The 11,584-nt window shown below is 62.2% G+C and carries 12 protein-coding genes and 2 pseudogenes; all 14 read right to left on the reverse strand.

Annotated features, from left to right (window positions below):
- Positions 1–6: 6 nt before the first annotated feature.
- Positions 7–1,371: a glycoside hydrolase family 172 protein gene (locus AC5RUO_RS18100; RefSeq protein WP_494104230.1), complete on the reverse strand. Its 1,365-nt coding sequence runs from the start codon at positions 1,369–1,371 to the stop codon at positions 7–9.
- Between the two features lie 31 nt (positions 1,372–1,402).
- Positions 1,403–2,200: a carbohydrate ABC transporter permease gene (locus AC5RUO_RS18105; protein WP_494104231.1), complete on the reverse strand. Its 798-nt coding sequence runs from the start codon at positions 2,198–2,200 to the stop codon at positions 1,403–1,405.
- A 97-nt stretch (positions 2,201–2,297) separates the two neighbouring features.
- Complete coding sequence (locus AC5RUO_RS18110) at positions 2,298–3,248, reverse strand: carbohydrate ABC transporter permease (RefSeq protein WP_494104232.1); 951 nt, start codon at positions 3,246–3,248, stop codon at positions 2,298–2,300.
- 2 nt (positions 3,249–3,250) lie between these two features.
- Entirely contained in the window at positions 3,251–4,555 is a 1,305-nt protein-coding gene (locus AC5RUO_RS18115) for an ABC transporter substrate-binding protein (protein ID WP_494104233.1), read from the reverse strand.
- Positions 4,556–4,618: 63 nt separating this feature from the next.
- A complete protein-coding gene (locus tag AC5RUO_RS18120) occupies positions 4,619–5,665 on the reverse strand; it encodes a LacI family DNA-binding transcriptional regulator (RefSeq protein WP_494104234.1) in 1,047 nt (348 codons plus the stop codon).
- Between the two features lie 189 nt (positions 5,666–5,854).
- Complete coding sequence (locus AC5RUO_RS18125; RefSeq protein WP_494104235.1) at positions 5,855–6,859, reverse strand: LacI family DNA-binding transcriptional regulator; 1,005 nt, start codon at positions 6,857–6,859, stop codon at positions 5,855–5,857.
- Between the two features lie 146 nt (positions 6,860–7,005).
- On the reverse strand, positions 7,006–7,170 hold the full coding sequence (locus tag AC5RUO_RS18130; RefSeq protein WP_494104236.1) for a GH32 C-terminal domain-containing protein: 165 nt from the start codon (positions 7,168–7,170) through the stop codon (positions 7,006–7,008).
- Positions 7,128–7,787 (reverse strand): GH32 C-terminal domain-containing protein, encoded by a 660-nt coding sequence (locus AC5RUO_RS18135; protein WP_494104237.1) that lies wholly within the window; start codon positions 7,785–7,787, stop codon positions 7,128–7,130. The genes AC5RUO_RS18130 and AC5RUO_RS18135 overlap by 43 nt, the downstream gene beginning before the upstream one ends.
- A 208-nt stretch (positions 7,788–7,995) precedes the next feature.
- A complete protein-coding gene (locus AC5RUO_RS18140; protein ID WP_494104245.1) occupies positions 7,996–8,553 on the reverse strand; it encodes a hypothetical protein in 558 nt (185 codons plus the stop codon).
- Positions 8,554–8,751: 198 nt separating this feature from the next.
- A pseudogene (locus AC5RUO_RS18145) lies at positions 8,752–8,868 on the reverse strand (hypothetical protein); the annotation flags it as partial.
- 142 nt (positions 8,869–9,010) lie between these two features.
- Positions 9,011–9,298, reverse strand: a complete 288-nt coding sequence (locus tag AC5RUO_RS18150; protein ID WP_494104238.1) for a hypothetical protein — start codon at positions 9,296–9,298, stop codon at positions 9,011–9,013.
- Between the two features lie 319 nt (positions 9,299–9,617).
- Positions 9,618–10,703 carry a DUF8462 domain-containing protein gene (locus tag AC5RUO_RS18155; protein ID WP_494104239.1) on the reverse strand — a complete coding sequence of 362 codons (1,086 nt, stop codon included), beginning with the start codon at positions 10,701–10,703 and terminating at the stop codon, positions 9,618–9,620.
- 266 nt (positions 10,704–10,969) lie between these two features.
- Positions 10,970–11,263 carry a hypothetical protein gene (locus AC5RUO_RS18160; protein WP_494104240.1) on the reverse strand — a complete coding sequence of 98 codons (294 nt, stop codon included), beginning with the start codon at positions 11,261–11,263 and terminating at the stop codon, positions 10,970–10,972.
- A gap of 19 nt (positions 11,264–11,282) precedes the next feature.
- Positions 11,283–11,584: pseudogene (locus AC5RUO_RS18165) on the reverse strand (amino acid permease); the annotation flags it as partial.

Genomic DNA, 11,584 nt, shown 5'->3' on the forward strand with positions numbered 1-11,584 from the left:
GCCGAGTTAGGGGATCGGGACGCTGTTGGCGGCCAGGAACCGCTGACGGACTTCGCGTGCCTGCGCCGCGTTGGCTTTCTCCCACTCGTCGATTTCTGCCCTGCGTTCGTTTCGGACGGCGTCGCGTGCCTGCGTGAATTTCTTCATCCGCTCTGCCGAGGCGTCCCGCGCTGCCTTTTGGGCGGGTGTGAGGATGGGCAGCGGAAGTTCTTCGACCTGGTCACGGGGGCGTAGCGGCAGGCGCTCTTCCACGGCGTCGATGTCCAGGATGGGGGAGGGGAGGCTTTGGTACCAGTAGGCGGTGGAGGACCAGTCGTCGGAGAGGTGGTTGGCGTGGCCGTGCTCGAAGGTGACCTTGATGCGCTTCTGGAACCGGATGGGATCGGTCATGTGGAAGCGGTAGCTGTGGTGGAAACCGGGCACGTTCTCTTCGTGGACCATGGTGCCGTTCATGAGGAAGGCGTTGTGCTGCATTCCCCAGGCGTGGCCGAAGTAGTCCTCCATGCCGGTGCCGTGGAGGCTGGGCGGCCAGGTGTCGTCGTCGATGAAGATCATGTCATCGCCCTCGCCCCACCAGGAGCCCTGGAAGTGGCGGACGGCGAGGTTGCAGCCCACGTAGTGGCCCTGGCCCTCGGTCTCCAGCACGACGTAGTTGTCTTCGCCGGTGAGGTTGGGGATGGCCACCTCGATGCTGTTGGTTTGCAGGTCAGGGCCCCAGCCGGCGTTGGGCTTTTGCCGGCGCCAGTGGGCGTGGAAGTACGCGGTGTCTTCGGAGAGGGGCTCGGTGTAAAGCTCGTAGTCGATGTAGAAGTACTGCAGGTAGGGGATGTCGTTTTGGTTTTCGATGACGATCCGGGCCCGGGAGTTGAAGGGCATTTCGAAGTAGCTGTTGAAGGCCGCGCTGCCGCCGAAGGTGTTCAGTTCCGGTTCCTTGGCGGAGACCGAGAGCGGCAGGGAGTCGTATGAGCCGGAGAGGGAGTTCATCAGGCCGAAGAAGTCGCCCAGGGGTGCGATGACGCTGGGGGTTTCCTGGTCATCCCAGTACATTTTGAGGACGATTTTGCGGTAGTAGTCCGGGTCCACGACCTCCCAGCTGACGCCCAGTGCGTTATGGATCTCGAGCATGGGCACGCCGACCAGTTCGGGGGAGATCTGTCCCGGGCCTGGCTGGATGCGGCAGGACTGGGTCATCCAGATGTGGGTGATGGCGCCGGGGCCTTCGATGTCCGCCAGGACCCGTTCCTCGCCGGGCATGATGATCCAGTTGTCGCGGTTGCGGCCGGTCTGGTCCCAGCTGGAGGCGCGGGCGGTGCGGGCGGTGGAGAGCGTGGTCAGGCTTGAGAGCAGGCCGGAGCGCGGCGATGTTGCCATAGTGGATGTACCTTTCAAAAGAGTTGAGGGTTTAGCCCTTGACGGCTGACTGGGTGAGGCTGGCAATGATCCAGCGCTGTGCCACAAGGAAGACGATCAGGGCCGGGGCGATGGCGATGGTGGTTGCTGCCATCACCTGGGCCACGTTGCCGGCGCCGTAGGGGCCGAGCATCAGGACCAGGCCCAGCGGGAGGGTGGCGGTGTCGGTGCTGTTGAGGAAGATGGACGGGGCGAAGTAGGCATTCCAGCTGCCCAGGAAGGTGATGACCCCGAGTGTGCTGACGGCGTTTTTGGCCAGTGGCAGCGCGATCAGCCGGTAGGTCTGCCAGGCAGTTGCCCCGTCCATGCGGGCGGCGTCGATGATTTCCTGCGGCAGGCCCAGGAAGAACTGCCGCAGCAGGAATACTCCCAGGGCGCCGGTGATGCCGGGCAGGATCAGGCTGAGCGGGTTGTCCAGCAGGCCGAAGGTCCGCATCAGGAGGAACAACGGGATGATGGTCACCTGCGCCGGCACCATCAGCGAGGACAGCAGGCCGACGAAAATCGAGTTGCGGCCCGGGAAGTCCAGTTTGGCGAAGGCGTAACCGGCCATGGGAGCTGTGAGGATCATGCCGATGCTGACCGCGATGGCAATGACGGCGCTGTTGAACATGTTCCGCACGATGGGCACGGGCCCGCTGACGGCCGCGGCGTAGTTGGACCAGTCCCACTCGGTGGGCAGCCACTGGGGCGGCAGATCGTAGGCCTGGCTGGCGTCCCGGAGCGAGGTGGTGAACATCCACAGGAAGGGGGCGATCATCCCGATGGCTCCGAGGATCAGCAACGCCACGGAAATGGTTTTCCCGACGCTGGGGAGGGGCCGCCGTCGCACTTGTGTTCCTGCGTTGAGCCTTCCGGCCTTTGGCCGGGACAGGACAGTGTTGGAGTTACTCATTGTTCACCCACGACTTCCTAAGGCGGAACTGCACCATGGTCACCAGCATGATGATCAGGAACAGGGTCACCGCGATGGCTGAGGCGTAGCCCATGTCGAACTTGTTGAAGGCCACTTCGGCGATGTACATCACGACGCTGCGGCTGGCATCGCCGGGGCCGCCCCTGGTGAGCACGATGATTGATTCGTAGATCTGGAACGCGCCGATGATGGTGATGGTGATGTTGAAGAACGTGGCCTGGCTGATCATCGGCAGGACGATCCGGCGGAAGATCTGCCACTCGTTGGCGCCGTCCATCCGGGCGGCCTCAACCATGTCCTTTGGGACTTCCTGCAGGGCCGCGACGAAGATCAGCATCGCGAAGCCGACGTTCCGCCAGGTGTCCACGATGATCACGGAAACCTTGGAGAACTCCGAGCTGTTGAGCCAGTCGATCCGTTCTCCGCCCAGTGCGGTGAGGTAGTAGTTCAGGATGCCGGTGTCCTTCTGGAACAGTGCCTGCCAGATGATGGAGACGTACACCAGCGCCACCAGGTACGGGAAGAAGTAGGCGGAGCGGAACACGTAGGTCAGTGCCCGGGGGAGCCGCTGGTTGATCAGCACCGCGAACAGGAGCGCGAACCCGTTGATAAGGACCACGGCTGCCCCGACGTACAGGACGGTGTTGCCGTAGGTGGTGGCCAGGCGTTCGTCCCGGAACATCCGGGCGTAGTTGTCGAAACCGATGAACTTCGGTGCGGTGAGGATGTTGTACTTGGTCAGGCTCAGGTACAGGGCCGCGATGAGCGGGCCGAGGACGAACACCAGGAAGCCGATGATCGTGGGTGCTGTGAACATGTAGGCGGTGAGCGCTTCCCGGCGGCGGGCGGCGCTTTGGCGGCCGTGCCGCCCCCCGTGACCGGGAGGGGCCACGGGCGGCAGCGCGGTTTTGGTGGCAGTCAAGGTCACTGCTGCAACGCCTCCTCAACATCCTTCTGGGCCTTCTGAAGGGAAGATCCGATGTCCTGGCCGGACATGATCTCGTCCATTGCCCGCATGAAGGCAGGATCCAGCACGTTGTAGGCGCCGGGGGCTGCTACCGGCTTGGCGTAGGAAAGGGAGTTGTAGAACTCTTCAGCGTGCTCGGGGGAGGCCAGGAATTCCGGTGATGAAGCGGCGGTCTTAGTGGACGGAACGGCGGCGCCGGCGTCGGCCCACTGCTTCTGGGTCTGCTGGTCCGTGAGCATCTTGATGAACTCCCAGGACAGTTCCTTGTTCTTCGAGGCCTTGGAAACGGCGAACGCGCCGGCGCCGAAAACGGTGGACTTCGTGGCCTGCTGCGGCCAGGGCAGGATGTCGTAGTCGGCGAAGCCGGCCTTTTCGAAACCGCCGGTGACGAAGTGCCCGGCACCGGTCATGGCCGCCTTGCCGGCGGGAAACAGCTGGTAGGGGTCCGAGCCCTTCGGCTGCGGCGCCACACCATGCTCCGTCACGAGGTCCCGCACCCAGCCCACGGTTTCCTTGACCTTTTCGTCGGTCAGTTGGGCGGTCTTGAGGTCCTCGCTCATCATGGACGTGCCATTGGAGTAAAGCCACGGGGTGATGCCGAAGGAGTAGTACGGCATGGCGAACCCGTACACCTTGTCCGCCCCGGAACCGGTGGTCAGCTTCTTGGAGATCTCCAGAAACTCGTCCCAGGTCCAGTCATCGCTGGGCCGCTCGATGCCCGCCGCCTCGAACATCTTGGTGTTGTAGTAGATCACCATGGTGTTGAACGTGTTGGGCATCAAGTAGGTCGAGCCGCTCTTGCTGAACCCCTCGAGCAGTTTCGGATCGATGTCATCGTGCAGGGTCTTGGCCTCAGGATCGTTCTCCAGGAAGCCGTCCAGGGGAGCGAAAAGCTCATTGGTCAGGCCCAGTTCCACACCCTCGGTGGCGATGTTGATGACGTCCGGCGCCTGCCCGGCGGCTGCCTGGGTCACAAGCTTGTTGACGTATTCGGTCCAGGTGGTGATGGGGGTGAAGTTGTTGTTCACGGTGACGTTCGGGTACTTCTCCTTGAAGCGCTCGGCCACACTGTCGTACACGGCTTTGTCTCCTGGATCGCCCCAGTTGGAGACGGAGATGGTGGCGGTGACGTCCTTGGCAGGGGCGGAGTAGGGACCCTCCGCTGCAGGTGTTGCCGGGTCCGTGGAGCTGCCGCAGGCGGTCAGGGCCAGCAGGGCGGCAGTTGCTGCCGCGGCGAGGGTGGTGCGGACTGTTTTTCTCATGTGATGCTCCTTTGCATGCTGCGCCCGGGATAGGTGCGCTGATGGGATGCGATGGCTGGTTGTTTAGCTGATGGGATGCGATGGCTGGTTGTTTAGGGCGAAGCTGCTGGTGGAGCGGCGGAATTCGATCTCGGACTCGAGCCGAAGGATTTTGGTTGGAGCGGAAGGTCTCTCCAGACGTCGCAGAAGCAGACTCACGGCACTCTCGCCGAGCTGGAAAGCCGGTTGCCGGACCGTAGTGATCTGGGGTTGAAACAGGTCCGAGTACGTAAACCCGTCAAAGGTTGCGAACGCCATCGTTTCGGGCACCCGCAGGCCTTCGTGCTGCACCGCCCGCAAGGCACCCGCCGCCAGCAGCGTGCTGCAGGCGAGGATCGCCGTCGGCCGTTTCCGTTTCGGACCACCGGAGGTGCGGAGCGCTGCCCGTACACTGTCAAAGGTGGCCGCCGCAGTGACGGTTCCTTCGCACAGCATGGTGGTTGGCACCTCGAAACCTTGCTCCTCCATGGCGGCGCGGAAACCGTCATAACGTTCGCGGAGGGACGAGACCCGCAGGTCCCCTGCGACCAGGAGGATGCGTTCATGGCCCTGGGCGGTGAGGTGTTCAACCAGGGCCGCCATGGCGGAGGTGTTGTTGACGCCTACCTGGTCCACGTCCAGGTCCGCGAGCCGGTCCAAAAGGACCAGCGGCTTTTTGTCCCCACGGATGCGCTCCAGCAAGTCGGCGGCCGAACCGGCAGCCCGGGCAATGATGAGTCCATCAACCCGGCGGTCCAGGAGTGCCTCCACTGCCGCGCGTTCCCTGGCGGGATCTTCCGCCGAGTTGGCCAGCAGCAGGGACAGGCCGTTCTGTGCGGCGGCTTCTTCCACCCCGTGCACCATGTCCGCGAAGGCCGGCTCCCCGGCGTCCGAAACCACCAGGCCGATGGAGTCAGTCCTGGCCCGGCGCATGGAGCGGGCCAGAACATCGCGCCGATACCCGGTGGCCTGCACCGCGCTCATGACCCGCTCTTTAGTTTCCGGTTCCACGTGCCGCGTCTCGTTCAGGACATGCGAGACAGTGGACGTCGAAACGCCTGCAAGTGATGCGACATCGACGATGGTTGCCACTGCGACTCCTTGTAGCGAAACGATTGCGCGAACGTTTCGATAGTAGAGACAAACGTTTCGATGTGCAATGGGTCACAAGAAAAGATTCTTCTTATTTCTTCGGACACAGGGGAGGGGAAAACAGGGATGACTGTCTGGGGTCGCCTATGGCCTTTGGATAACAGAGCCGATGGACCCAGGCCAGGGGAGCTAGGAGCGTGGTCCTGCAGAGGAGGAGGCGCGGTATTCGATGGTGGGTGCCAGTCTTACGGTAGACGGCTCGACCGACTTATCGGCGATTCTCTTGGCCAGTAGCTGCGCTGCTGTTGCGCCTACCTGGAAGGCGGGCTGGCGGACGGTGGTGAGCTGGGGCTCAAACAGGTCTGCGTAGGCGAAGCCGTCGAACGTGGCGAAGGCGATGTCTTCCGGCATCCGCAAGGCCCGCTGCTGGATGTGTCGAAGTGCCGCCGCGGCCAGCACAGTACTGCAGGCTATGACGGCGGTAGGGGGCTGCGCTGCATCCAACGCCTTCGAGATGCCGGTGTCGGTTTCTTCAGGCTCCCCGGCAATAACGGCCAGCTGGTCCGCTACCGGGATGCCCGCCCTCACCATCGCCTCCTGGAAGGCCTCGTGCCGTTCCCGGAGAGTGGCAACCCTCGTATCCCCGGCAATCAACAGAATCCGCTGGTGTCCCTGCGATACCAAGTGCTCCACCAGCTCCTTGATCGGGTCCCGGTTTTCCACCCCTACCTGGTCATACGGGTCATCGGAAAGCCGGTCCATCAGCACCAGCGGAGTGTCTTGGTCAGCGAATTCACGCAAGGCGTCCGGCCCAGAGCCGGCGGCACGGGCCAGGATGAGGCCGTCCACCCTGCGCTCCAGGAGGGCCTGGACGGCGCGTGCCTCACGTTCCGGATCCTCGGCTGAATTGGCCAGCAGCAGGGTAATCCCCTGGCTGGCGGCAGTTTCTTCCACCCCACGGATCATTTCCGCGAAGGCAGGCTCCCCGCCGTCGGAAACGATAAGTCCGATGCTGTCCGTCCGGGACCGGCGCATAGCCCGAGCCAGGGCATCCTGCCGGTAGGAGGTCTCCTCGATGGCCTTCAGTACCCTTTCGCGCGTCTCATCATTGACATGCCGGGTGCCATTGAGGACGTGTGAGACCGTCGAGATCGACACGCCCGCAAGCTTGGCCACTTTTACCATCGTCGTCATCGTCGGCGCCGCCTTGGGGAATCGTTTACGCGAACGTTTCGCATAGCCTTCGCCAGTTTACAGACGGGGACCTTCGCACACGCGAAAGCCCCGTCCTTCTGCCGGAACAAAACGAACGGGGCTTCCAGGCTAGTGGGCCGTGCGCATCACCACATCGCGTTGTTTAGCGGTGTGACGGTCAGGCTTTCAAGCCGGGCAGTTCCTCCCTCCGAAAACAGCGAAATGGACTGTGCACCAAGGGCGGGGAACACCTGATCGGTAAGGGTCGTCAAGCCATCCTGGGCGAACACTTCCACCGATGCCCTGTCCACATAGACTCGCAGCCGGAGCTGCCGTGCACTAAATGGACCGGGGCGTCATCAACGGAAGCGAAGGCTGGATGAAAGCTGTCATTGCCGGAGTTAGTTCTATCGATGTATGCGCGTCGGTTGGAAGGCGTGTAGCCGATCTTTGTCGCCTCCGACCCGTTCCCTAAGACCTTCAGGCCGAAGGCCGACGCTGTGCCGGGGGAGAACTCCGCGTCAATCTGCACCACATCACCGGCGACCGGCAAATTGATAGTGCGGGGCTGAATGTCCTGAGCCGGAGCGCTGTAGGCGCCGGCCGTGTTCTTGAGGGTGTCCACCTGTGTCACTGCCTGCTGGCGGAGACGGGGTCCGCTCGGAGTCTCTGTGAGGACAACTTCCCTGGGCAACGCCATGGTTCCGCGCCACGTGGAAGTGGGCGTTTCCTGGCCATAATCCCAGTTGTTCATCCAGCCCAGCATCACCCGCTTGCCGTCTGGAGTGTGGTTGAAGGACACGGTGGCGTAGTAGTCCTTCCCCCAGTCCAGCCAGTCGTGTTCCTCCATGCGCGGGAGGGCTTCCCTGTCGGAAAGAACGAACTCGTCCGCCAGAATGTGGCCCCATCCGCCGCGGTTGTTGTCCACGACCCGGATGCTGGCTTGGCTGCCACGGAACTCCTTCACGTCCCATGCGGTCCAGTCCAGAAGTTCCGAGTCCGTGCCTGTGATTGTTCGTACCGTTTGGCCGTTGATCACCAGATTTACTGTGGTTTCGGTGCTCCGGGGTTTCGCAGGGACTGAACCCAACACCATGTTGTCCAGAGTCAGGTGTCCCCATGGTCCTGTGGCATTGTTACGATTCGGATGCGGGCGATCTGACCGAAGTACTGGGAAACGTCCCAGTTTTTCCAGTTAAGGTCTCCGGAGTTGGTACCCGTGGCGGTGCGCACAGGAACGCCGCCCACCAGAAGCTCGGCCTGGAGCTGGCCATCCGTGCGGTTTCCGCCGCCCAGGAGGAACCGATGTTGGTGTCGGTGAGATAGAACTCAGGAGACGTGATCGTACCAATGTTGTCGTCGGCTTTGGCGCCACCTTCAAAAGTGTTGATCCGCTTTCCAATGGCATATTCGCCACCCGCCGTCGATAGGTTGCGGGCTGGCTCGAAGTCCCCGGAGAGCTGCCATCCGGCGTCGCTCAATGTACCTGGATAGTCAAAGCCGTCAAACAGCAAATAGCCTAGCGGGGCCACGTTCCCGGACTGCTCGCCGGGACGCTGTGGGTGACGTCCTCCACCCACCAGGAAGTTCAGATAGTCAGATTGCACGGTGAAAGACGGTGATTCAAGTGTGCCCACCGGCGCGTCTCCGCCAAGGAAGCTGTTGATCAGGCCTGCTCCGATGTGACCGGTCACGGTGTTCTGTCCCGGAACGGTTCCGGATACTGGCGCTGTGCCCCAGGGGCCGGACGGGTTGGCGGGGTCATTGTGAGGGGTCCAGCCGCCGTAGGTCCCGTTGTTAAAGCTCCCGACGGCGGTCCCCGCAGGCAACGCATCCACAGGATCCGTCGTTTCTGAAGTGAAAGTCCTTCCATCAAAGTGCCCAACAAAGTATTGGCCACCGCTGCCCCCGGCAACTGAGCCGGGATTAAGGTTCACCACCAGGACCCACTTGATGTTGGCAGAGTTGCCGTCCACGGCGAGCGGAAACAGGTCAGGGCACTCCCAAATGCCGTCCTTAGCGCTTTGAACCCTTGGCGAACTCGGTGTCGACCAGGTCGTCGGCGGCGTCAAAGAACGACTGCAGTTCGGTCCGTGTGAACGCCCGACGGCGTGCCGGCACGGCCTCGTCCGTCGTATGCCGGTGAGAGTTTCACTCGAAGACCACCTGCACGGGTATGTCGGCGAAGACCCGTTCGCAGAACGACGCCCAGCCGTAGCGTCCGTCCGTCAGATAGGAGCAGAATGCCCTGATAGCTCCGGAATTAGCCCTCAGGGTTGACAGCGCCAGACCCTTCTCCGAGGTGCGCCGGTCCGCCAGGAACTCGTCCACGTGATGCGCCGACCACGTCCACGGGTACTCGTTGGCGTGCTCCTGGAACCGCTGGACCGTGCCGCACGAGCTCTTGATGTATGACGTTGACAGGCCACGTGCCAGCATTTGTGCACGCCAGCCATCCAGCATTGCCTCGAAAACGCGATCCTCGGCACGCAGCAGCCGACATTTGCGTTGCTCAGAAAGGCCGGAATCCGCCCAGGTTCGATGCTCACCGCTCAAACTGTACGCAAAATCTCTCATCTAATGAGAGATTACGACGCTAGTCCGCACCGTGGCGCGCGGCCACTCGTTCACGCTGATCGGCGTCGAGATGTCCCGACATCCGCCTGACGTGCGTAAACATTCAAAAGCAAGTGAGACCAGTTCTGTCATCTACTTCTACTCGTCCCAGTCAAACGCCGATAATGGACCTCCCGTCAACCTACTTGCGGAGGTATTCGCGGAGTCCGGGTATGGCGAAGTCCACTTTGCCATAGCCTGCGGATTCGATTAGGCCCGCAGCGATGAGCCTGTTCCGGTACTTGGAAATGACGTTGGGCTTGGCTTTCAGGATGGCGCCGATCTGACCGGCCGCAGAGGGGCCATCCTGGGTGGCCATTGCGTCGAGAAACTCGCGGTCCCTGTCCGAGATGTCTGACAGTGCTGACTCGACGACCACTAAGGTGTTCCGTCGTTGGGCGGCAGCGATTCCACGCTCAACGCTCGTCTCGTCCAGTTTCCATCCTGCCTTGTCCGCTTCGAGCCAGAGGTAGTAGCCCACGAGTTGGATCAGGAAGGGATACCCTTCCGTCACTTCAGCGGCTTGATTGATGAGGTCGGGGGAGATGCTGATGTCTCCCTGGCTGAAGAGGTCCCTGTACGATGCGGTGACTTCCGCGATTGCTGCTTCGTGGAGGTTGATCCTGTCGGCCCGCCGTAGGAAGGTGGCAACGCCTTCATTGAGGAGATCGGAGACAGCTGATGGCAGGCCGGCGAAGATCAGGCCGATGGGCAGCCCGTCGCGGATGAAGTGCTGGACGTCAGCGGCCAGTTGAGCGATTTCCGCCCTGTCGACGGCATGGATCTCATCGACGGTGATAACGAGTCCAGTGCCTTTCGCATCCAGCAGGCGCAACAATTCGTCCCCGGTCCGGCGCCAGTCAACGGACCGTTCCGGGGGAAGTTGGGTGGTCAGTCCGAAACCTGCTGCCGAAAAAGCGGTGATCTTCCGCGATGGAGGCCCGTCCCCGAGTTCGTCGAGGAGCCGGAGCATGTCGTCGCCGACCCCGGCGAGGAAACCTGGAGTGGCCGTCCGAGAGATCACGGCCCACCCATGATTCCGGGCGATGCCTTCGGCTTCGCTCAACATAACCGTCTTGCCGATGCCCCTGGATCCAGTGATGATGGTCAAGAGCCCTGGTGCCCCGGAACCCTGCTGGAGGCCATATTCGAACTCGTCCAGCAGCCCGGCCCGTCCGACCAGTTCGGGAGGTGTGGCTCCGGCCGTGGGTTTAAAGGGGTTTTGCACGGCACCCTCCCTCGGTGAAAGTAGGTGAAACTGGTGAAAGTGGTGAAACTCCGGCCACGATAGGCCAGTATCTCCACCAGAAGCAAGTTGGCGCGAAGTTGGCCCAGGAACTCGCGCTCCGCTGCCTTTTAGACCAAATTGCGATCATCCACGACATGTCGTGACTGGGTCGGGGCGTCGGAACACAGTGGGAGCTTCGCCGGCAGTCCAAGTCCTCCCTTGTCAGGCGGTTTTGACGTCAGGTTTGGGTGTAAGGCAAGGCCATGTCAGTCGATTTTGCTGATGCTGTGTACTTCGGTATCGAAGAGTTTGCGTTCGCCCAGCTCCACGAACATCCACAGCTTGCCTTGCTCCGGGGCGGAGATGTCGACGACGCCCTGCCATTGCTGGCCCGTTCGTTTGTCTTTTGCCTCGGCTTTCTCTCCTTGGTGGAGCATCAACAGGAGCTCGAGTTCATCCCGTCCATCTGGGTAGGCGCCCCAATCGAGTGCGTCCTGATTCGAGCTGTTGTTATCAGCGACGAGATGCTCGTCCCGATGGCGGCGGTGGTGTCTGCTCATGCTCATTATCCGCAGGGTCTCAACCGATGGCCCCGGGGGTGGTCGCCGAAGTAACACTTTCGGCATGGTTTGGGGACGAATGGGCAGCGACAATTGCGGAGTGTTCGGCGAGGACACCTGTCTGGTGGCGGATCTTCAGGCGGTACAGCAGGGTCCCGCCTACAGCGACGGCGCCCACGAAGAGCACCCCGCCCCACTGCAGGTACCACTCAAAGGGCGGCACGGAGTTGTAGATCTCCGGCCGCGGCCAGATCAGGTTCAGCGTCATGGCGCCGCCCCAGAGGACCGCGAGGATATTCACGGGGAGACCCCACTTGCCGA

The organism is Arthrobacter sp. Y3221087 (genome assembly GCF_059089905.1).

What these genes read in the sequence shown, in the direction of transcription:
- AC5RUO_RS18100 (WP_494104230.1), bottom strand. Translation starts at nt 1,371, where the DNA reads ATGGCAACATCGCCGCGCTCCGGCCTGCTCTCAAGCCTGACCACGCTC.
- AC5RUO_RS18115 (WP_494104233.1), bottom strand. Translation starts at nt 4,555, where the DNA reads ATGAGAAAAACAGTCCGCACCACCCTCGCCGCGGCAGCAACTGCCGCC.
- AC5RUO_RS18125 (WP_494104235.1), bottom strand. Translation starts at nt 6,859, where the DNA reads ATGACGACGATGGTAAAAGTGGCCAAGCTTGCGGGCGTGTCGATCTCG.
- AC5RUO_RS18150 (WP_494104238.1), bottom strand. Translation starts at nt 9,298, where the DNA reads ATGCTGGCACGTGGCCTGTCAACGTCATACATCAAGAGCTCGTGCGGC.
- AC5RUO_RS18160 (WP_494104240.1), bottom strand. Translation starts at nt 11,263, where the DNA reads ATGAGCAGACACCACCGCCGCCATCGGGACGAGCATCTCGTCGCTGAT.